This is a genomic window from Agrobacterium sp. 20P9.1.2, assembly GCF_057799395.1.
Genome location: NZ_JBYOKI010000003.1, coordinates 52,903 through 72,941, shown reverse-complemented (window position 1 = coordinate 72,941; position 20,039 = coordinate 52,903). Strand labels below are relative to the sequence as shown.

General features: G+C 57.2%; 21 protein-coding genes and 1 riboswitch. Of the genes, 11 read left to right on the top strand and 10 right to left on the bottom strand.

Going from position 1 to position 20,039, the window contains the following annotated elements; genetic code table 11:
- Positions 1–423, bottom strand: a complete 423-nt coding sequence (locus AC27VJ_RS09770; RefSeq protein WP_113088138.1) for a TadE family protein — start codon at positions 421–423, stop codon at positions 1–3.
- A gap of 203 nt (positions 424–626) precedes the next feature.
- Entirely contained in the window at positions 627–1,394 is a 768-nt protein-coding gene (locus AC27VJ_RS09765) for a DsbA family protein (RefSeq protein ID WP_353575806.1), read from the bottom strand.
- A gap of 169 nt (positions 1,395–1,563) precedes the next feature.
- Between AC27VJ_RS09765 and AC27VJ_RS09760 the strand changes: the two genes are divergently transcribed.
- The 4 genes from AC27VJ_RS09760 (at position 1,564) to AC27VJ_RS09745 (ending at position 5,056) form a co-directional block, all read left to right on the top strand.
- Positions 1,564–2,721, top strand: coding sequence for a pyridoxal phosphate-dependent aminotransferase (locus AC27VJ_RS09760; protein ID WP_488684329.1), 1,158 nt, complete (start codon positions 1,564–1,566; stop codon positions 2,719–2,721).
- A gap of 103 nt (positions 2,722–2,824) precedes the next feature.
- Positions 2,825–3,529, top strand: coding sequence for an SDR family oxidoreductase (locus tag AC27VJ_RS09755; RefSeq protein WP_488683866.1), 705 nt, complete (start codon positions 2,825–2,827; stop codon positions 3,527–3,529).
- Between the two features lie 177 nt (positions 3,530–3,706).
- Positions 3,707–4,084: a response regulator gene (locus AC27VJ_RS09750; RefSeq protein ID WP_488683865.1), complete on the top strand. Its 378-nt coding sequence runs from the start codon at positions 3,707–3,709 to the stop codon at positions 4,082–4,084.
- Between the two features lie 138 nt (positions 4,085–4,222).
- Positions 4,223–5,056, top strand: a complete 834-nt coding sequence (locus tag AC27VJ_RS09745) for a response regulator (RefSeq protein WP_488683864.1) — start codon at positions 4,223–4,225, stop codon at positions 5,054–5,056.
- 3 nt (positions 5,057–5,059) lie between these two features.
- On the opposite strand, the gene AC27VJ_RS09740 is transcribed toward AC27VJ_RS09745, so the two are convergent.
- The 3 genes from AC27VJ_RS09740 to AC27VJ_RS09730 all read right to left on the bottom strand — a co-directional run bounded on the left by AC27VJ_RS09740 (position 5,060) and on the right by AC27VJ_RS09730 (position 7,538).
- Positions 5,060–5,668 carry a carboxymuconolactone decarboxylase family protein gene (locus tag AC27VJ_RS09740; RefSeq protein WP_488684328.1) on the bottom strand — a complete coding sequence of 203 codons (609 nt, stop codon included), beginning with the start codon at positions 5,666–5,668 and terminating at the stop codon, positions 5,060–5,062.
- Positions 5,669–5,741: 73 nt separating this feature from the next.
- Positions 5,742–7,298 carry a phospholipase D family protein gene (locus tag AC27VJ_RS09735; protein WP_488683863.1) on the bottom strand — a complete coding sequence of 519 codons (1,557 nt, stop codon included), beginning with the start codon at positions 7,296–7,298 and terminating at the stop codon, positions 5,742–5,744.
- Between the two features lie 51 nt (positions 7,299–7,349).
- On the bottom strand, positions 7,350–7,538 hold the full coding sequence (locus tag AC27VJ_RS09730; RefSeq protein WP_113088146.1) for a hypothetical protein: 189 nt from the start codon (positions 7,536–7,538) through the stop codon (positions 7,350–7,352).
- A gap of 98 nt (positions 7,539–7,636) precedes the next feature.
- Positions 7,637–7,817: riboswitch (cobalamin riboswitch) on the top strand.
- A gap of 75 nt (positions 7,818–7,892) precedes the next feature.
- Between AC27VJ_RS09730 and bluB the strand changes: the two genes are divergently transcribed.
- Entirely contained in the window at positions 7,893–8,579 is a 687-nt protein-coding gene (gene bluB / locus AC27VJ_RS09725; RefSeq protein WP_488683862.1) for a 5,6-dimethylbenzimidazole synthase, read from the top strand.
- Between the two features lie 12 nt (positions 8,580–8,591).
- On the opposite strand, the gene radC is transcribed toward bluB, so the two are convergent.
- Genes radC through AC27VJ_RS09705 form a run of 4 tightly spaced genes read right to left on the bottom strand, consistent with a single transcriptional unit; the run spans position 8,592 to position 12,910 of the window.
- Entirely contained in the window at positions 8,592–9,437 is an 846-nt protein-coding gene (gene radC, locus AC27VJ_RS09720; protein WP_488683861.1) for a RadC family protein, read from the bottom strand.
- A gap of 17 nt (positions 9,438–9,454) precedes the next feature.
- Positions 9,455–10,285 carry a type I methionyl aminopeptidase gene (gene map, locus AC27VJ_RS09715; RefSeq protein ID WP_488683860.1) on the bottom strand — a complete coding sequence of 277 codons (831 nt, stop codon included), beginning with the start codon at positions 10,283–10,285 and terminating at the stop codon, positions 9,455–9,457.
- Between the two features lie 31 nt (positions 10,286–10,316).
- A complete protein-coding gene (gene sfsA, locus AC27VJ_RS09710) occupies positions 10,317–11,036 on the bottom strand; it encodes a DNA/RNA nuclease SfsA (RefSeq protein ID WP_488683859.1) in 720 nt (239 codons plus the stop codon).
- A gap of 26 nt (positions 11,037–11,062) precedes the next feature.
- On the bottom strand, positions 11,063–12,910 hold the full coding sequence (locus AC27VJ_RS09705; protein WP_488683858.1) for a PHA/PHB synthase family protein: 1,848 nt from the start codon (positions 12,908–12,910) through the stop codon (positions 11,063–11,065).
- A gap of 128 nt (positions 12,911–13,038) precedes the next feature.
- Between AC27VJ_RS09705 and AC27VJ_RS09700 the strand changes: the two genes are divergently transcribed.
- Positions 13,039–13,440, top strand: a complete 402-nt coding sequence (locus AC27VJ_RS09700) for a hypothetical protein (RefSeq protein WP_488683857.1) — start codon at positions 13,039–13,041, stop codon at positions 13,438–13,440.
- 276 nt (positions 13,441–13,716) lie between these two features.
- Here the strand turns inward: AC27VJ_RS09700 and fnrN are convergent, their stop codons facing one another.
- Positions 13,717–14,442, bottom strand: coding sequence for a transcriptional regulator FnrN (gene fnrN / locus AC27VJ_RS09695; RefSeq protein WP_488683856.1), 726 nt, complete (start codon positions 14,440–14,442; stop codon positions 13,717–13,719).
- 207 nt (positions 14,443–14,649) lie between these two features.
- Between fnrN and hemN the strand changes: the two genes are divergently transcribed.
- The 5 genes from hemN to AC27VJ_RS09670 all read left to right on the top strand — a co-directional run bounded on the left by hemN (position 14,650) and on the right by AC27VJ_RS09670 (position 20,017).
- Complete coding sequence (gene hemN / locus AC27VJ_RS09690) at positions 14,650–15,999, top strand: oxygen-independent coproporphyrinogen III oxidase (RefSeq protein WP_488683855.1); 1,350 nt, start codon at positions 14,650–14,652, stop codon at positions 15,997–15,999.
- A gap of 115 nt (positions 16,000–16,114) precedes the next feature.
- Complete coding sequence (locus AC27VJ_RS09685; protein WP_488683854.1) at positions 16,115–16,399, top strand: acyl carrier protein; 285 nt, start codon at positions 16,115–16,117, stop codon at positions 16,397–16,399.
- 216 nt (positions 16,400–16,615) lie between these two features.
- On the top strand, positions 16,616–17,095 hold the full coding sequence (locus AC27VJ_RS09680) for a 3-hydroxyacyl-ACP dehydratase FabZ family protein (protein WP_488683853.1): 480 nt from the start codon (positions 16,616–16,618) through the stop codon (positions 17,093–17,095).
- A 426-nt stretch (positions 17,096–17,521) separates the two neighbouring features.
- A complete protein-coding gene (locus tag AC27VJ_RS09675; RefSeq protein WP_488684327.1) occupies positions 17,522–18,718 on the top strand; it encodes a beta-ketoacyl-ACP synthase in 1,197 nt (398 codons plus the stop codon).
- Positions 18,719–18,730: 12 nt separating this feature from the next.
- Positions 18,731–20,017, top strand: a complete 1,287-nt coding sequence (locus AC27VJ_RS09670; RefSeq protein ID WP_488683852.1) for a beta-ketoacyl-ACP synthase — start codon at positions 18,731–18,733, stop codon at positions 20,015–20,017.
- Positions 20,018–20,039 lie beyond the last annotated feature (22 nt).

Genomic DNA, 20,039 nt, shown 5'->3' with positions numbered 1-20,039 from the left:
TCAGATCCCCCCGATCCGTATTGTTGAAAAGCGCCTGATGGTCTTGTCCGGAAGCGCATAGGTGTAGAGGCTCCAGATGGGCAGTTCCGTCGCGTCATATTCCACAGTGACCGTGAACTGGTTGACATTGGCCGGGTCGCTGCCGACGCTGACATTCACATATTTCTTGTCGAGGAAAATGTAGTTCAGCGCGCTCTTGTCGATGAAGTCCTTCGCCAGGCTCTGACGTTCTGTCGTGTTGATGCCGGCAACGGCAGTGCGGGCCGCATCGGCAGCCACTTGCTGCACAGCATAGGCCGCCGTCAGGTAAATGCCGTAGGCGATCATGGTCAAAAGAACGAGGATGAAAACCGGAGCAACGATTGCGAACTCGACCGCCGCTGAACCGGAACGATTGCGGATGATTTCTGCCACATGTTTCATGGCGCCCCCTGATCCGAATTATTATTTTCGAATAATCTAATTTAGATAAATTGATTTTTGATTAAGGGGGAGAATTCGCAGTTGTGCCGTTTTTGAGCACTGATCTTCGGGGTGGTTTATTGAGTTGCGCAGGGCGCGGACGGCAAGGATTTATCCCTTCCCTCATCTGTTCCGGTCAGAAATGAGGGAAGGCGAGGGTAGCTTTACGAGCAAGTCGCCTTGCCGCATGTGCGCATGTTGGCAATCTTTTCCTTCAAGGGAACTGCGCCGACTGCACCGAATATGGCTTCGTTGCCGATGACGTAGGAAGGTGTGCCTGTGATGCCGAGGTTGGTGGCGAGGGTGTAGGCTTCCTTCACCTGGGCGTCGTTGGGGTTTGCAGCCATGGATTTGCGGATGTCGGCTTCCTTGATGCCGAGCGATTCTGCGACTTCGATGGCGCTCGCCTCATTGGCGCGACCGTTGCTGCCCAGAAGGGTGCGCTGGAATTCAGGGTATTTCTCAGGCGCGATGAGCTTTACGGCATTGGAAACCTTGTGAGCTTCCATGGATTCCGGTCCGAGGATCGGGAATTCCTTGAGAACGAAACGCACCTTCTTGTCGGTCTTTAGAATGGTGTCGACATCGCTCATGGCGCGCTTGCAGTAACCGCAATTGTAATCGAAGAACTCCACTAGTGTCACGTCGCCATCGGGATTGCCGAGCGACAGGTCGTATTTGGATTGGAAAATCGTCTTCTGATTGTCCGCTACGGCTTCCGCTGCCTTGGCATTTCGTGTTTCATACTGCTTGCGCTCAAGCGCTTCCTGAACCTCCAGCATGATTTCCGGGTTCTCGATCAGATATTCCTTGATGAAAGCGCCGAACTCTTTTTTCTGCTGGTCATCCAGCGCATGGGCGGGCAGGGACACGAAGAGCGTCGAAAGGGCCGTCAGGCTGGCAAGAGCCGTGGATTTGATCGAAAGTGCCATGTCGGTCCTCATAGATTCGTTGTGCGTGATGATTCTGTTATCTCACGCAATTACCGTAATTTAATTTAATTGCCATATCGCAAAGTAATCTGTCCGTTGCGATCTCGTCATTGTGAAGACAGCAATAATACGGCAAATCTCCGACAGTTTTCCAAGAAAGAACATGCTTTTGATAACCTTATCCAAGCGAAGCGCGGTTGAGCCATTTCATGCCATGGATATTCTGGCAGAAGCAAACCGACGCAGACAGGCGGGGCGCCCCGTTATCTCCATGGCGGTGGGGCAGCCTTCGCATGCTGCGCCCAAGGCATCGCTCGAGGCTGCCGAACTTGCGCTGAAACATGGCCGCATCGGCTACACAGATGCGCTTGGGCTTCGGGAACTGCGTGAAGCCATCGCCACAAGCTATCGGCATCGCCACGGCGCGATTGTTGATCCCGCCCGAATTGCCGTGACGACGGGTTCTTCTGCTGCGTTCAATCTGGCCTTTCTCGCGCTCTTCGATGTGGGTGACGCGGTTGCCATTGCTCGTCCCGGATATCCGGCCTACCGCAATATCTTGAAAGCCCTCGGTCTCAATGTCGTGGAAGTGCCCGTCACTGCCGAAACCGGTTACACGCTGACGCCAGCAAGTCTGGAGCGAGCGGAAACCAAGGCAGGCTGCAAGCTGAAGGGCGTGCTTCTGGCAAGCCCTGCCAACCCGACCGGCACCGTCACGGGGCGTGAAGCACTGAAGCGTCTGGTGAGCTATTGCGACAGCCGCGACATCGCTTTCATCTCCGATGAGATTTACCATGGCCTGACCTTCGTGGGAGATGAGACGAGCGCTGTCGAGATCAGCGAAAACGCCATCGTCATCAATTCCTTCTCTAAGTATTATTGCATGACCGGCTGGCGCATCGGCTGGATGGTACTGCCGGAAAAGCTGATACGTCCCATCGAATGTCTTGCGCAGAGCATGTATATTTCCGCACCGGAGCTTTCTCAACTTGCTGCAACGGCTGCTTTCTCCGCGGAAGAAGAACTGGATGTCTATAAGGAGAGCTACCGCACCAACCGCGATTTCCTGACCACACGTCTCCCGGAACTCGGCCTTCCGTTGGCGTCGCCCATGGACGGCGCGTTCTACGCCTATGTTGATACCAGCCGCTACTCCAATGACAGTATGGATTTTGCCAAGCGCATGCTGGCGGAAATCGATGTAGCGGCCACGCCGGGTCTGGACTTCGATCCGCTGGAAGGGCATCGCGCCTTGCGATTCTCCTATGCGGGCTCTGTCTCGGATATTGCCGAAGCCGTAGGGCGTATCGAGGGTTGGTTGAAGTAGGGGCACAGCCTTGCAGGATTTCTGCACTCTCTATCAATGATTTTGGTTCGAGTTTGCCGGTGAAGCCGGATAAGCTCGCAGCAAATTTCAAGGGAGAGCAAAGATGTCGGCAGAAAAAGTGGCGGTGGTAACGGCGGGTGGCAGCGGCATGGGTGCTGCGGTCGCAAAGCGGTTGGCTGCCGATGGATATAAGGTCGCGATTTTGTCGTCCTCCGGCAAGGGTGAAGCTTTGGCGCTTGAGCTTGGCGGCATTGGTGTGACGGGATCCAACCAGTCCAACGACGATCTTCAAAAGCTTGCCGATCTGACGCTGGAGAAATTCGGCCGCATCGATGTGCTGGTCAACAGCGCCGGTCACGGGCCACGCGCACCGATTCTCGATATTACGGATGAGCAGTGGCACACCGGGCTCGATGTCTATCTGCTCAACGTCATTCGCCCGACGCGTATTATCGCGCCGACCATGGTGTCGCAGAAGTCCGGTGCCATCATCAATATTTCCACGGCATGGGCTTTTGAACCGAGCGACATGTTTCCCACATCCGCCGTGTTCCGGTCCGGTCTTGCTGCCTACACCAAAATCTTCTCTGACACATACGCGCCTGATAATGTGCGCATGAACAATGTTCTGCCCGGATGGATCGACAGCTTGCCCGCAACGGAACAGCGGCGCGAAATGGTGCCGATGCAGCGTTACGGCAAAAGCGAAGAGATTGCCGCGACCGTTGCCTTTCTGGCGTCCGACGGGGCCGGTTATATTACCGGCCAGAACCTGCGTGTCGATGGCGGGCTAACTCGTTCTGTGTAAACGCTATTACCGCTAATCTATCGCTCTGATTGCTCCAGCTACCCTGCATAAACACCTAGAGAAGGCCTGTTTCCACGGGTCTTCAAGGAACAAGCACCCCACAGGGACGTTGTTCAATCCAAGGGTAAAGAGTTCACATGAACTCGACGCTCGGATGTAGAAGTAGGTAGCGGAACAATGGGACAGAGAAATCCATTCGCCAGGCAGGTGGTGTTGGTTGTCGAAGACGACCCGCTTCTGCGTATGATGGCGGTAGACATGGTGGAGGATGCGGGTTTCGATGCGATAGAAGCATCGGGCGCAGATGAAGCCGTGGAAATTCTCGAGAGCCGTTCCGATGTCGAGGTTCTGTTTACCGATGTCGATATGCCTGGCAGCATGAACGGCGTTGCGTTGGCCAACTGGGCGCGCGCAACGGATATACCGCTGGGTATTGTTCTGACGTCTGGTCACCACAGGCCTGAGGAAGAAGATCTGCCCGTCCGCAGCGTGTTCTTTTCCAAGCCGTATGACTTTCAGAAGGTTGTCGATACGCTAAGACGCATGACGGCGTGACCGCTATTTCCGTTACTTATCGCTAATGAACGTTTGTGAATAAGTAACCACAGTTTAAATGCGGTTTTTGTAATTAATTATTCTGAAAACAGCCTGACTTATAGTGATTCCCAAAGCGTTATGTGTTTTGGGGGCACTATGAATTTTCTGGGTATTACGGGCATGCAGTATTCTGGCGTGCCATTTCATGACACAAGAATATTGCTGGCCGAAGACTCCAATGTCTTCACCCAAATGATTGGTGCACGTCTCAAGGAGTTGCTGGGCCTGACTGTCGAAGTCTGCCGTAACTTCGAAGAGTTGCAGGAATGCTACGAGCATTCTACTGAGCCGGTAACGCTCGCAATTTCCAACATCAATTTGCCAGGCGCAGAAAATGGCGAAGCGCTGGAATATCTTATCGATCTTTCCATCCCGACCATCGTCTTCACAAGCACCTTCCATGAAGACACGCGTGAAAAGCTGATCACCAAGGAAGTTGTCGATTACATTCTGAAAGACAATGTCTTTGCCGTCGATATGCTGACGGAATCGGTCTGCCGCTTCCTCACCAACCATCGCCACCATGTGCTGATTGTCGATGACAGCCCAACGGCGCGCGCCCTTCTGTCTAGCCGCCTGAAGCGCTACAATTTCCGTGTCAGCCTGGCGGAAAGCGGTGCCAAGGCACTGGAGTTGCTAAAGAACAACAAGGATATCGGTCTTGTTGTCACCGACTATAACATGCCTGATATCGATGGTTTCGAACTGACGCGCCGCATTCGCACTATGCGCGGCTCGCACGAGCTTCGCATCATCGGCGTATCGTCCTCCACCAACAGGCTGTTGTCTGCGCGCTTCCTGAAAGCTGGCGGCAACGACTTCATGCTCCGGCCCTTCATCGAAGAAGAGTTTTACTGCCGCGTAAACCAGAATCTGGACACGCTGGTCCAGATCCAGGCAGCAAAATCTCTCGGCAAGAAGGCCGCCTGACAATCAGGGCAGGGCGGCTTCCGCCTCCTGCTCGATCGGGCGACCGAGAGCCAGTTTCTCGGCAAGTTCCGGACCAAGCTTTTTGACATAGGCTTGGTCTGGAGATGCGCCCAGCGCATCCAGTGTTTTGGAAAAGAAACAGCGGGCTGCGGCGGCAGCGACGATATCGAATATTTCCGCATCGGTCAGAGCATGTGTCTTCAAGGCGTCTATATCTGCCTGCGTGATTGACGTCGCATCATGCACGACCTTGGAAGCAAAGATCATGATGGCGCGCTCCTGCTCATCCAGCGGCGCATCTTCTGCGTTGGAGACGATGGCGGTCAGTTCCTCACCGGAAACACCTTCGCGGGCCAGCACGGCACTGTGGGCCAGAATGCAATAGGATGATCGCAATTCGCGAGCTGCAGCCAGCGTCACCAGCTCATAGCGCCGTGGCTCGATATTGCCGCGCAGACTAACCAGCAAAGCACTCCAGCTTTCCATCACCTCAGGCCGGTGGCCGAAAGCGCGGTACATGTTCGGCAGATATCCGTAAGTGTCTTCCGCATTGCGGTACATTTCTGCGGTTTTACGGCTGGTTTTCGGCTCTGGCGGGTCGATGAACATGATACGTCTCCTGCATTTCACTGTTTCTAAAATGCGTGAGCGGGAAATTCGATCAGTTCAGAGATGCGCTTTTTTCCTAAAGCTGCGATTCCAGGGGAAGCAAACCCATGAGGCTGACCAAAGCGCGGCGGCTGAAACTGGCATAGGGCTCATGACGGTAATGGCGGGGCTCACCGCGAACCAGCCCCGTCCATGTCAGATTTCTGCGTTCATTGAGCGTCAGTTCGAAGCTCATCTCGCGGCTCGTCTCGTCCTTAAAGATCTCCTCCATCTCGCCCACCAGTCCAGCGGATGAAAACAGCACGCCCATCTCGGTGTTGAGCGACATGGACCGTGGATCGAAATTCAGCGAACCGATAAAGCCGATCTTGCCATCGCGTGTAAACGCCTTGGTGTGAAGGCTGGCCTGGCCTGAGCCGCGTAGGGAGAAGGATTTGTGATGATCGGCCAGCGAGCGCAGTTCGTGGATTTTGATGCCGTTGATCAGAAGTGGTCGGCGATAGCGCGAATATCCCGCATGCACGGCGGCGACATCGGTCGCGGCCAATGAGTTGGTGAGAACACTGACTTTGACACCTTCGGCGGAGAGGCGCGACAGCGTTTCCACGCCCTTCTGGCCGGGAATGAAATAGGGCGAGGTGATGCTCAGCTTTTTCTCAGTCTCCTCCATCACCGGGAGCAACGTTTCCATCAGGAAATTATGGCCGCTGCGGCGTTTCCCGGCAGCTTTCTCCGGCGGGTCGGCAACCACCTGTGCACTCTCCACCCAATGCAGATTGTCGGACATCAGAAAATTGCCGGAATGGTGCTGGCTCTCCACCTGCGCCAGATAAGGCCGCGCGGCGCTGCCGGAGGCCAGAATATCCATGCGGCGGCGAAGTTTCGCGAGTTTGCTGGGGCGCCGCGCCAGCAAGGAACGCACGGGCACAGCAACGGCGCTGTTCCAATAATCGTCAAAAATTTCTTCAGCCTGCGCGATGCAATCGCCATGAGCGATCACATCGAAATCGCGGAAATTCGCCTGTTCGGCCGCATCGAAATAGGCGTCACCGATATTACGCCCGCCAACGATCAGCACCCGGCCATCGGCAATCCAGGCTTTGTTGTGCATACGACGATTGACGCTGCGAAACCGCAACAGAAGTTCCAGCCCGCGCCGGAAGACGTTCTCCCGAGCCTTGGTGGGGTTGAACAGTCGCAATTCGATGTTGGGGTGGCTGTCGATGGCGTGAAAGGCGCGATCTGAGATGGACACGCCGAGATCGTCCAGCAGAAGACGGACGCGCACGCCACGGTCTGCCGCAGCGATGACTTCGCGCATCATCAATTGCCCGGTTAGATCGGCATTCCACATGTAATACATGAGATCAAGACTGCGCCCGGCCGCGCGGGCGGCTTCTACCCTCGCGGCAAAAGCACCGAGGTTGGACTGGATGAGAGACAGGGCATTGCGCTCTGCATGAGCGTTCTGGAGATTGGTCCAGTGACGGTCCAGCGGTGTTGCGTCCGGCTCTTTACGCAAAGCGGCGGAGGCGATTTTGATGATGATTTTGTCACGGTGGCAGGAAGCGAGGGCGATACCCGCGACAAGAACGACCACGATTGAGATGGCGAAGGCTACAATGGCAGTCACAATTATGGTTTCACCCGCGTCGGTTCCCTGTCCCGGATATTGCGTGTCGTATCAATGGATTTCGATATTCCGCTTGTCGGCTTCTTCCTTGATGATGTCTTCCACCATCTGCCGTTTCAAGGCGGGGTCACCCAACAGATAATCTTCTGCAAGTTCAAAAATGGATTTCGGGCTTTCCTTGCGGGTGAGCGTATCGAGATCCTGGCCGATCTGTTGGCGAAGTTCGCTATAGTGGTCCATATTGGTTCTCCATTTGCGAAGAGAATGCGCGGGGCGGGCAGCGGTTCCGGTACTCATGGAAATGAAGCGGGGGCTCTTGCGTCACAATGCTCTGGCCGTCATAAAGCCGCCAGTCAGGTGCCTGCTTTCAAGCGGGAGAATCGGGAACGCGGTGAAAGCCCGCGACGTGCCCAACGCTGTAAGGTGGACGCGGATTGCCATAGACCACTGAGAAATCGGGAAGGCGGCAATGCGCGGACGAAGCCAAGTCAGAAGACCGGCCTGATGCCATAGACCGAACCGCATGGACGGCGGCAGGTTGTTGATGGGTGGGATGCTTTCGGCGTCCGGCCTGTGCATTGTTGGGGATTGACGATGCGGCCCGATGAGTTTCAGAACGCGCTGGTAAAAGCGTGCGAGTTTTCAGACAGCGACAAGCAGGCGGTCTACCGCGTCATAGAAACGCGCCGGGATGTGCGCGATCAGTTTCTGCCCGATCCGTTGCCGGAAGAGCTGGTGGAACGCCTGCTCAAGGCTGCACATGCCGCACCCTCGGTTGGCTTCATGCAGCCATGGAATTTCACGCTCGTCACCAATGCTGATGTCAAAGAGCGCGCATGGCAGGCCTTTTCCCGGGCCAATGCCGAAGCCGCCGAGATGTTCGAGCAGGAGCAACAGGCGCTTTACCGCAGCCTCAAGCTAGAAGGCATTCGCAAGGCCCCGCTATCCATCTGCGTGACCTGCGATCCGACGCGAGGCGGCGATGTGGTTCTCGGCCGCACCCACAATCCACGCATGGATGTCTATTCCACCGTCTGCGCGGTGCAGAACCTGTGGCTTGCAGCACGCGCCGAAGGCATCGGCGTTGGCTGGGTCAGCATTTTTCATGATGCAGATATTCGCGAAATCCTCGCCATTCCGCAGCACATCGAAATCGTCGCATGGCTCTGTGTCGGGCGGGTCGATACGCTTTACGGCGAGCCGGAACTGGCCGTCAAAGGCTGGCGGCAGCGGCTGCCGCTGGAGGAGCTGGTGTTTCGGGACAGATGGGGCGAGAGGTGAGGCGGAAGCGCTCTAAATCAACCGCAGACCCTTGAAACTGACATGCCCATCCTTGCCGATGATGATGTGGTCATGCACGGCAATGCCAAGCGGCTTGGCCGTATCGATGATGGTTTTGGTCATGTCGATATCGGCGCGGGACGGGGTCGGATCGCCGCTGGGATGGTTGTGCACGAGGATGATGGCGGTGGAAGACAGCTCCAGCGCACGGCGCACCACCTCGCGCGGGTAGACGGGGGTGTGATCGACCGTGCCGTGGCCCTGCACTTCGTCGGCAATCAGCACATTGCGCTTGTCGAGGAAGAGGATGCGAAACTGCTCGCGGGATTCATGCGCCATGGCGGCGTGGCAGTAATCGATGACGGATGACCAGGAGCCCAGAACCTGCTTGTTGCGGATTTCGCTTTTCAGCATGCGCTGGGACACGGAGGCGATGAGCTTGAGATCGAGCGCCACCGCTTCGCCAACGCCTTTCACTTCCTGAAGCAGCGCAATCGGCGCACCCATGACGCCACCGAAGGTGCCGAAGCGTGCGATCAGCGCTTTCGCGATCGGCTTGGTGTCCCGTCGTGGAATAAGCCGGAACAGCAGAAGCTCCAGCAGCTCGTAATCGGCCAGCGCCGCATCGCCATTGTCGCGATATTTGGCGCGCAGCCGCTCGCGGTGGCCGTGGTAGTGCGCCATGTCACCATCCGGTGATGGCGTTGGCGTCGCCTTCATCTTCATCTTTTTGGAGACTTGCCGTGGCTCGGCAAAGAAGCCGCGTTCGTCCATATCTTCGGCAAGGCCGCCGATCACCTTGTCCGCGCCGTCTTCGGAGTTGAACATTGTCGTTTGATCGGCGGGATGTTTGGCCATCGGCATTGTTCTCTAAATCAGAGCGGTGGCAGGCCAGGACGGTGCAGACCGCCGGGCGAAAGCGTGAAAATTTCGCAGCCCGTCGCCGTCACGCCCACGGCATGTTCGTATTGCGCGGAGAGAGAGCGATCACGCGTGACGGCGGTCCAGCCATCCGACAGCACCTTCACATGCGGCTTTCCGAGATTGATCATCGGCTCGATGGTGAAAATCATGCCTTCGCGGATTTCCGGGCCGTCGCTTTCCTTGCCGTAATGGAGAATATTCGGCGTATCGTGGAAAAGACGTCCAACGCCATGACCACAGAAATCTGTAACCACCGAGCAACGCTCGCCTTCAGCATAGGCCTGAATGGCGGCACCGATTGCGCCGGTGCGGGCACCAGGCCGAACGGCGGCGATACCGCGCAGCAGGCACTCATGGGTCACTTCCAGAAGACGCTCGGACGCGCGCTTGATCTGCCCCACCGGATACATGCGGCTGGAATCGCCGTACCATCCATCCAAGATATAGGTGACGTCGATATTGACGATATCGCCTTCTCGGAGTGGCTTGTCATCGGGAATGCCGTGACAGACAACGTGGTTGATGGAGGTGCAGACGGACTTGGTGTAGCCGCGATAATTCAGCGTGGCGGGCAGGGCGTTGTTGTCCATGCCGAATTCAAACACGAAGCGGTCGATGGTATTGGTGGTGACGCCCGGCTTGACGATGCTGGCCAGTTCATCAAGGCAGCGCGCGGTCAGCTGGCTTGCCTTGCGCATGCGCGCGAAGTCTTCCGCATTATACAGGCGGATGACGCCCGTATTCTTCATGGGTGCCTGTGCCGCGTCGATGTAAGTAACCATTATACCGCTTTCTTGTCTTCAATGCTTCGTTTCATAAAGCAGCAGGGTACCAGTCGTCTATTGCAACCATCTCGTTTGCGACGATTTCCAACGAAGAGACGCTGCATTTTATGGCGTAAGCCTCCACGCCGCGCGTCATTGCCCGCTGAAAGGCGGCCGAATAGACCGGATCGAGATCGCCGCAGATGCGAAGGCGGTCGCAATCGCTGCGCTGGATGAGGTAGAGCATGACGGCGCGATATCCTGCCTGCGCCGCGTCGCCCAGCTCTTCCAGATGTTTTGCGCCGCGTGCGGTGGCGGTATCGGGAAATTCGGCGAGGCCTTTTTCGCGCATGAAATGCACGTTCTTTACCTCCACATAGGCATCCGGCCTGCCGGTAGCAAACAGCAGAAAATCGATGCGGGAATTGATGCCGCATTTCTGTTCGCGCTTTAGCGTAGAGTAACCGGCAAGGGATGGGATTTTGCCGGTCTCGATGGCTTCCTGCGCAAGCTTGTTGGGCATCCCAGTGTTGATGCCAACCACCGTGCCATCCGCCTCTACCATCTCCAGCATGTGGCGATATTTGCGGGTAGGGCTGTCGTGTTCGGACAACCAGATCCGTGACCCCGGCGTCGTCAGCCCGCGCATCGAGCCGGTATTGGGGCAGGAGCCGGTGATCTCTGTGCCGTCTTCCAGCACGGCATCGAACAGGAAACGCTTGTAGCGGGAGACGAGCGTGGCGGAAGTGAGGGGAGAATCAAAAAGCATGGTGCAGTGTCGTGTCCGCTGCGCGCTTATTCAAGCACATAGGTGCCCGGCGCATCGCAAAGCGCGGGCAGGGCGGCATCACCGGGAATGCGGGCCGCGACTTTGCGCTTGTCCTGCGCCTTGATCCATTTTTGCCAATGCGGCCACCATGAGCCCTTGTGAGCGCTCGCCTGCCCCTGCCATTCGTCGAAGTCACCGCCCGGTGACGCGCCTGTCCAATATTGATATTTCTCCATCTCAGGCGGATTGACGACACCGGCTATGTGGCCAGACGCGCTCAGCACGAATTCCACCGGTCCACCAAAGCATGCGGCTCCCGTAAAGACGGATTTGGCGGGCGCGATATGGTCTTCGCGGGTGGCGAGATCATAGACCGGTATCTCGATGTCCTTGAGATCGACAACCTTGCCCGCTACCTTCATGCGACCATGCGCCAGATTGTTCTCCAGATAACAATTGCGCAGATAAAAGGAGTGGTTGGCGGCAGCGACCCGGGTGGAATCGGAGTTCCAGTAGAGCAGGTCGAAAGGCGGCGGTTGCGCGCCACGCAGATAATTATCAACCACATAGGGCCAAATGAGGTCGGAGGCGCGCAGCATATTGAAGACGCTGGCCATGATCGCTCCATCCAGATACCCTACCGCCTTCATGTGCGCATCGAGGGCTGCCAGTTGCTGCTCGTCTATGAAGACCTTCAGGTCGCCGGCATGGGTAAAATCTGTCTGGGCTGCCAGAAATGTCGCGGAGCGGATGCGCTTGTTCTTTTCCTGCGCATGCAGCGCTAGGGTGGAGGCGAGCAGTGTACCGCCGATGCAGTAACCCACCGCGTTGATCTGCTTTTCGCCGGTCGCCTGTTCGATGGCATCCAGCGCGAAATCGATTCCCTCACTCGTGTAGTTGTCCCAACCCTTTTCCGCGTGGCGCGCATCTGGGTTGACCCATGAGATCATGAACACGCTATGGCCCTGATCCACGCACCATTTGACGAAGGATTTGCGGGCATTGAGATCGAGAATGTAGAACTTGTTGATCCATGGCGGGATGATCAGCAGGGGGCGCTTCAGCACCTTTTCGGTGGATGGCGCATACTGAATGACTTCGCAAAGATCGCTGCGGGCAATGACCTTGCCGGGGGTAACGGCGATGTTCTGGCCGATGACGAATTTGCTGTAATCGGTCTGGCGCAGTTTGATGTTGCCATTGCCCGCTGCCATGTCTTCGGCAAGTTGGGCCATACCCTTGGCCAAATTGGCGCCACTGGTGGCCACGGTTTCGCGAAACACCTGCGGGTTGGTAAAGGCGAAGTTGGCGGGCGAGATGGCCTCCGTCACCTGCCGCATGTAGAAGCGGGCCTTCTGGCGGGTGTGTTCATCTAAACCGTCTGCCTCTGCCACCATCTTCTCCGCCCAGTTGGCGGTGGCGAAATAGACCTTCTGCAAAAAATCGAAAAAAGGATTGGCCTGCCAGTCTTCGTCGGCAAAGCGTTTGTCCTTGCGCTGGTTACCCGGCTGTTCCGGCGCGGATTTGGCTTCGCCAGACATTTGCGAGACGGATTTCTGCCAGATATCGAAATAGCTGGAGAGGAGATGCGTCTGTGCTTCCACCGAACGCTTCGGCTCCGCCATCCAGTATTCGGCGACGTCGGAAAGTGTCTGGACCAGATCGCTCATGGGACTGGCACTGGTTTGCGGAATGTCTCCACGCTCTCTGGGTGCCAGCCATTCGGAAGCTGCCTTGCCCAGATTTTCCAGGGCTCTCGCCACGTTCATGGCAAAGGCCTGCGGGTCGCGCACAATATAGGCGTCGGCGGATTTGGGGTCGAAGCCCTTGGGCTTTTCCTCCTCGTCGTTCACCCCGCCTTCAGTGCCTGCCATACATTGTCCTCCGGCGCATTTTTGTGTTTGCACATTCTGCATGAAAACGAATACAAGTTCCAGCAACAGCGACGCCCAAGAAACCGGCGTCCGGCATTCAAATACTACGTTACAGGCGGGACAGTGAAATGGGCAAGCATATGGAATGCGTAAGAGCGGCAACGGTGCTGTCGGTTTGCGGCATCCTTTTGCCATTGCTGGGCGCCTGCAAGACGCTCGACCCCGTCGTTGCGCCCGCCAACATGAAGCGGCCCGCCGCACAGATCGTTGGCCCGCAGAAGGTCGATGCTTCGCCCGTTGCTCAAAAGCGCGACACCGGGACCTACCCGACTTTCGCCGCCCCCATGACCGCCGCTCTGCCGCAAATGGACAATGAAGAGGCCGATTCCATGGAAACGACCATGACGCGCCTCGGCAGCGCCCGTCGCAAGGGCCAGATTTCCGAAGCGGAATACAAGCGTCGCGTTGCAGAACTTCGCGCTTTGCAGGAACAGCAAAAGCCTGTCGCGACACCAGCAGCCGCGCAGTAATCTGCTGATTAACGCAGCGTAAACAGGCATCTGGCATTTTTACGCAATCCGGAAAGCACCAGCTTACCGCGTTCCTTAAGCCCGTATAGGCAACTTATGCGTTATAACTCTTCCCATGAAACACCACAGTTTCACTGGCGCTGGGGAGCGTTAAAATGAAGTGCTTTTTTGTTTGTCTGATCGTTGCAGCCGCCGTGTTTAATCCGGCGCAGGCGAAAGCGCCTTACATGATCACCAGCCATACCGGCCACGCTCGGTGAGTCGCAATCCGCAGGGTCAGTCGTTACCTGCGGCGAAATTCAGCTCATCCATGTCAGGCACCGTGATGTGACGGTTATTCTCGATCTGGATGATGCCTTCCTTGCGCAGCTTGGTCATCTGACGGCTGACGGTCTCGATGGTAAGGCCCAGAAAATCCGCGATATCGGCACGTGATAGCGGTAGATCGAAGCAGGATTTGTCCTCATTCTCAGGATCGATATGCGTGGCGATGAGATAAAGGAAGCTCGCCACTTTTTCCTGCGCAGATTTGCGCCCAAGCGTCAGCATCCAGTCGCGCGCCTCGTCCAGTTCTTTCAGAGACTGGCTGTGAAGCCTGCGCTCCATGCCGGGAACGTCACCCACCATGCGATCGATCAGACGGCGTGGGAAACTGCAGATTTCCAGATCGGTTGCGGCCTCGGCGCTCATGCTGCTTTCGGCAATGAAGGGACGACCGAGGAAGTCGGGAGCGAATTGCAGACCGACGATCTGCTGGCGACCATCCGACATCATCTTCGACAATTTCACCACGCCTCTGAGAATGTTGGCGTAATAAGCAACCTGCTCGCCCTGACCCAGCAATTCGTGACCCAGTTCGACTTTCTTTCGGGTGGACTGCCGGTTGAGTTCCGAGAGCTGATCTGGCGTCAGAACACCACACAGCCCGCCGTGCCTTGCTTCGCAAGAACGGCAAACCACAGGAATATCCGAATTGTGGATGTTTCGCTGCAACGTATCCATAGTGAATGTCCCGATCGCAAAGACCAGGGCAAAGGGTGGCAACCAATTGCTTGATATGCTTGTCGCCCCGCCCCGATAAGCCGTAATCCCCCACGGCTTTTGATACGCGATGTTTACGACCTGACTTGATCGAAGTCAAAGTTGCAAACTGTCGCAGGCTGTATCCCATAGTCGCAGAATTGATACATGCTAAGGGGGAAATCTGCCGTGACCGAGCATCTCATCCGTAAATATGCCGCCGCCGTGCCGCGTTACACCAGTTATCCAACCGCGCCGCATTTTCATGAGGGAATCGATTCGGGCATTTATGCTTCCTGGCTAAAAAAGCTCGATGCGGATAACCGTATTTCGCTCTATCTGCATATTCCCTATTGTGACCGTCTCTGCTGGTTCTGCGCCTGTCACACCAAGCAAACGCTGAAATACGAGCCCATCGCGACTTATCTCAAATCTCTGCACCGTGAAATCGAGAAAGTCGGCCGGCTTGTGTCTGGTGATGCCAGGGTGACGGCGGTGCATTTCGGCGGTGGTTCGCCGACCATGGTCAAGCCTGATGATATGATTGCGCTGGTGGACTGTCTGCGCAGTGCATTTTCCTTTGCGCCGGATGTTGAGATCAGCGTGGAGATGGACCCCAACGATCTGGATGAGGGGCGCTACGATGCGCTCGCCGCCATCGGCATGACGCGGGCGAGCCTTGGCGTGCAGGATTTCGATCCGAACGTGCAAAAGACCATCAACCGCATCCAGACCTTCGACCAGACGCGCTCGGTGGTCGAGGCTGTCAGGGCGAGGGGCGTTCACTCCGTCAATTGCGATATTCTCTATGGCCTGCCGTTCCAGACGCTGGAGACGTTGAAGGATACGGTCGACCAGATCATTTCGCTTTCGCCCGACCGCATCGCCCTTTTCGGCTATGCCCATGTGCCGTGGATGAAGAAGCACCAGACGATGATCCCCGAAAAGGCATTGCCCGATGTTTCGGAGCGTTATCTGCAGATGACGATGGCCGGGCAGATGCTGGTCGCGGCCGGTTACGTGGCCATCGGCATCGATCATTTCGCCAGGCCGGACGACACCTTGGCCGTTGCCATGAAGGACGGTGTATTGAAGCGTAATTTTCAGGGCTATACGGATGACTGCGCCGATGCGCTGATTGGGCTCGGCGCGTCGTCCATCGGCAAATTGCCGCAGGGCTATGTGCAGAATATGCCTGCCACCGGCGAATATGAACGGCTGGCGGACAGCGGCGAGCTTTGCGTGGTGCGCGGCATCGAGCTATCGCAGGAAGACCGCGTCCGGGCCTTCGTGATCGAGCGTATCATGTGCGATTTTTCGCTGGACCTTACGGCGCTCTCGCAGCTTTACGGCCCGGCTGCGGTTCTTGCCATTGCTGAGGCGCGGCAGTTTGCAGAGGGCGAACGCGACGGCCTCGTTGAGATGGAGGAGGGCGTTTTCCGGTTGACCGAAGCTGGCAAACCCTTCGCCAGAAGCATCGCTGCGACCTTCGATACCTATCTTTCCAGCGGTCGCGGACGCCATTCGGTTGCTGTTTAGGCAACACTTTGCGCTGAAAATTCAAGGATACTTCACGACCCCATTGGCTTTTTTGCCCAAGTTGCCTATGTGGTGCGTCTGAACAGAGCTTATAAATAAAGACACACGAAGGATTATGGGCGTGACAGCTACATTCGACAAGGTTGCAGACATTATTGCTGACACCAGCGAGATCGACCGCGAAAACATTACGCCGGAAAGCCACACGATCGACGATCTGGGCATCGACAGCCTCGACTTCCTCGACATCGTTTTCGCTATCGACAAGGAATTCGGCATCAAGATCCCGCTCGAGCAGTGGACGCAGGAAGTCAACGAAGGCAAGGTTTCGACCGAGGAATACTTCGTACTGAAGAACCTCTGCGCCAAGATCGACGAACTGAAGGCCGCCAAGGGCTGATTTTGCGTTAGTGCTGGCTAGGGACGGCTACCAACAGTGGCCGTCATTCCGGCCTTGAGCCGGAATCCAGTGCGATAAAGTCCTTGATCGCGAAAGAACCTTTTGCCGCGCAGACGCGCGGCTGCTGGATCCCGGATCAAGTCCGGGATGACGGAGTGCTACGGAACCGCTGCAAAAATGCAGCATCCAACTCACCACCCATTCCACGGACAAAACATGCTTCTAGAATATTTCCAGATGGTGGACCGGATCGAGTCCATCGACAGATCGGCGCGTATCCTGAAAGCACGTTCCGTCGTGCCCGCGCAGAGCCCGGTCTTCGAGGGGCATTTTCCTGGTATGCCGCTGGTTCCCGGCGTTCTGCTCATTGAAACCATGGCGCAGGCGTCCGGCATGCTGGTTCTCGCCATGACCGATTTCGCGGCCATGCCGTTTTTGATGACGGTAGACGGCGCTAAGATGCGCACCTTCGTGGAGCCCAACGCCGTCCTCGATATCGAAGCCTATCTGGAACATGACGGTTCCGGCTTTGCGGTGACGAAAGCCAAGATCACGTCTGAGGGCAAGAAGGTGTGTGATGCGCAACTGAAACTGCGGACCATGCCGTTTTCCGAGATTCCCCTAGGACCTATCGTCAAAAAGCGTGCCGAAGAGGTGGGGTTGATGGCGGCGATTGCTGCGGATAAGTCGGTTTAAGTCGTCGAGAGAGTCATAAGGGCGCGATGGTGGGTGTGGTTTACCCCCCTCTGTCCTGCCGGACATCTCCCCCTCAAGGGGGGAGATCGAATCGCGGCAACCTCCCGTGTATCTTGACCGCTGTCGAGGAGGTTCGCATTTCCGTTGCGGTTGAACCGGTCAGCTCGCGCCCAGCCGATCTCCCCACCTGAGGGGGAGATGCCCGGCAGGGCAGAGGGGGGTAAGCCGCACCCGCCGCGTATCCCATGCCAAAAGCTGAGTTTTTTCACCATAGACCTCTGAAAATCCATGCATTGCGACGCGTCTTTGGGCCTTCGCCATTGCAAAGCTGCATCTCGCCCTTTATTTCGCATGGCATGTGCGGTCTCCAAGACCGCTTTGAAAAGCTGGCCTGCTTCTTCACGGGCAAGCGACGAAGGATGACAGATAATGAAGTCTGACAATGATGTGGTGATTACCGGGGTCGGTATCGTGACCTGTCATGGTGTCGGTATCGACGCCCATATTGCGCTGCTCTCTGCAGGTGCTGCGCCCGAAGCAATCGTTGAAACCGAGAAGTTCGCGCCCTATCCCATCCATCCGCTGCCGGAAATCGACTGGTCGAGCCAGATCGGTCGCAAGGATCAGCGTCAGATGGAAAACTGGCAGCGCCTTGGCGTGTTCGCCGCCGGTCTGGCGCTGGATGATGCTGGCCTGAAGACGGATGCCGATGCCTGCGGCACCATGGACATGATCGTTGCTGCCGGTGGTGGCGAGCGCGACATCAATGTCGATACGCTGATTGTCGATGAAGGTCTGAAGCGCAACGACCGAGAGGTCATGCTCAACGAAAAGCTGACGACCGAGCTTCGTCCGACGCTGTTTCTGGCCCAGCTGTCCAACCTCATGGCTGGCAACATCTCCATCGTCCACAAGGTGACCGGCTCGTCGCGCACCTTCATGGGCGAAGAGGCCGCCGGCATCTCCGCCGTCGAGACCGCATTTTATCGTATACGCTCTGGCGAATCGAGCCATGCCCTCGTTGGCGGTGCCTTCGCTGCGGAACGTCCCGACATGACGCTGCTGTTCGAAGCCATCGGTGCCCATGCTCAAGGGCAGTGGCAGCCGCTTTGGTCGCGCACAGACGGTGAGGGCGGTGGCATGATCACCGGCTCCGTCGGCGCATTCCTCGTTCTCGAATCACGCAAGCGCGCAGAAGCGCGCGGCGCAAAGATTTACGCCCGCATCGATGCCATCGAAGGTGATCGCGGTGCGCGGGACGACAACAAGTTCGAGCAGCGCTTCGAGCGGCTTCTTTCGCCTGCCCATGATGATGCGACCACAATCGTGTTTTCCGGTGCCAGCGGCCATAATACCGTGACCGCACGCGAAAAGGCTGTGTTGGACAAGGCTTTGCCGAAGGCAACACTTCGGGGCTTTAGCGGTATTACCGGTCATGGGCTGGAAGCGCAATTTCCGCTGGGTCTCGCGCTCGCAGCCCTTGCTTTGAGCAGCGATGCGAAGGTCCCATCCTTCGACGATAAGGCCGAAAAGCCAATGGCGGCAATCGCCACGCAGGCCGTTGTCACCACCGTTGGCCATGTTCGCGGCGAAGGCGTTGCCGTGCTTTCCAAAGATTCTTGAGGAGTAGACACCATGGCGTCCAGCAATTTCAAGGATCACCTCGGTCGTCCCATCGTCGCCGTTACCGGCATGGGTATCATCACCTCGCTCGGTCAGGGGCTGACGGATAACTGGGCGGCGTTGACATCAGGCAAATCGGGCATCCACAAGATCACCCGTTTCCCGACCGACAATCTGTCGACCCGCATCTGCGGCACGGTGGATTTTATCGAGATCCCCAAGCCGAACTCGGTCGAGCGATCCTTCGCCTTTGCCCGCGAAACCACCATCGAGGCGCTGGCGCAGGCCGGTCTCTCCGGTGATTTCAACGGCCCGCTGTTTCTGGCGGCACCGCCCATCGAGCCGGAATGGAGCGCCCGTTTCGAACTGGGCGACCGCTCTCCACCCGCTGCAAAGCCTGGCGATGCCTATGATCGCTTCATGGCGGCACTGCGCGAACGTCCCGATCCTGAGTTTCAGGAAGCCGCTCTGTTCGGCGCGATTTCCGAGCGTCTGGCTGACCGGTTCGGCACACGCGGCTTGCCCGTTACGCTGTCCACGGCCTGTGCATCTGGCGCGACGGCCATTCAGCTCGGCGTCGAAGCCATTCGTCAGGGACGCACGGACCGTGCGCTGACGGTCGCGACCGATGGTTCGGTCAGCGCCGAAGCGCTCATCCGCTTCTCGCTTCTGTCCGCGCTGTCGACCCAGAACGATCCGCCGGAAAAGGCCTCCAAGCCTTTCAGCAAGGACCGCGATGGCTTCGTCATTGCCGAAGGTGCTGCAACGCTGGTGCTGGAATCGCTGGAAGCAGCCGTCGCCCGTGGTGCGAAAATTCTTGGCATCATCAAGGGTGCCGGTGAAAAGGCCGATAGCTTCCACCGCACCCGCTCGTCACCGGATGGCGGTCCAGCCATTGCCACCATCCGCGCGGCGCTGGCCGATGCGGGCGTGGCCGAAGGCGATATCAATTACATCAACGCCCACGGCACCTCGACGCCTGAGAACGACAAGATGGAATATGGTGCCATGCTCGCCGTCTTCGGTGAGGGGCTGAAATCCATCCCTGTCTCGTCCAACAAGTCGATGATCGGTCATACGTTGACGGCAGCCGGCGCGGTTGAAGCGGTGTTTTCGCTGCAAACCATGCTGACGGGAACGGTTCCGCCCACCATCAACTACACCAATCCAGACCCGACGATTGCGCTCGACGTGGTGCCGAATGTGAAGCGCGATGCGGACGTTACCGCCGTGCTGTCCAACTCCTTCGGCTTCGGCGGACAGAACGCAAGCCTTGTCATGACGCGGGAACCGGCTTAAGCGGTTCCCCAACTCGAAAACA

Coding starts and splice junctions, on each gene's coding strand:
- AC27VJ_RS09755 (WP_488683866.1), top strand. CDS start 2,825: ATGTCGGCAGAAAAAGTGGCGGTGGTAACGGCGGGTGGCAGCGGCATG.
- AC27VJ_RS09750 (WP_488683865.1), top strand. CDS start 3,707: ATGGGACAGAGAAATCCATTCGCCAGGCAGGTGGTGTTGGTTGTCGAA.
- sfsA (WP_488683859.1), bottom strand. CDS start 11,036: ATGCTTTTTGATTCTCCCCTCACTTCCGCCACGCTCGTCTCCCGCTAC.
- AC27VJ_RS09670 (WP_488683852.1), top strand. CDS start 18,731: ATGGCGTCCAGCAATTTCAAGGATCACCTCGGTCGTCCCATCGTCGCC.
- fnrN (WP_488683856.1), bottom strand. CDS start 14,442: ATGGATACGTTGCAGCGAAACATCCACAATTCGGATATTCCTGTGGTT.
- AC27VJ_RS09770 (WP_113088138.1), bottom strand. CDS start 423: ATGAAACATGTGGCAGAAATCATCCGCAATCGTTCCGGTTCAGCGGCG.
- AC27VJ_RS09730 (WP_113088146.1), bottom strand. CDS start 7,538: ATGGACCACTATAGCGAACTTCGCCAACAGATCGGCCAGGATCTCGAT.
- AC27VJ_RS09680 (WP_488683853.1), top strand. CDS start 16,616: ATGCTTCTAGAATATTTCCAGATGGTGGACCGGATCGAGTCCATCGAC.
- AC27VJ_RS09705 (WP_488683858.1), bottom strand. CDS start 12,910: ATGGCAGGCACTGAAGGCGGGGTGAACGACGAGGAGGAAAAGCCCAAG.
- AC27VJ_RS09745 (WP_488683864.1), top strand. CDS start 4,223: ATGAATTTTCTGGGTATTACGGGCATGCAGTATTCTGGCGTGCCATTT.
- bluB (WP_488683862.1), top strand. CDS start 7,893: ATGCGGCCCGATGAGTTTCAGAACGCGCTGGTAAAAGCGTGCGAGTTT.
- radC (WP_488683861.1), bottom strand. CDS start 9,437: ATGGCCAAACATCCCGCCGATCAAACGACAATGTTCAACTCCGAAGAC.
- AC27VJ_RS09765 (WP_353575806.1), bottom strand. CDS start 1,394: ATGGCACTTTCGATCAAATCCACGGCTCTTGCCAGCCTGACGGCCCTT.
- AC27VJ_RS09700 (WP_488683857.1), top strand. CDS start 13,039: ATGGGCAAGCATATGGAATGCGTAAGAGCGGCAACGGTGCTGTCGGTT.
- AC27VJ_RS09685 (WP_488683854.1), top strand. CDS start 16,115: ATGGGCGTGACAGCTACATTCGACAAGGTTGCAGACATTATTGCTGAC.
- map (WP_488683860.1), bottom strand. CDS start 10,285: ATGGTTACTTACATCGACGCGGCACAGGCACCCATGAAGAATACGGGC.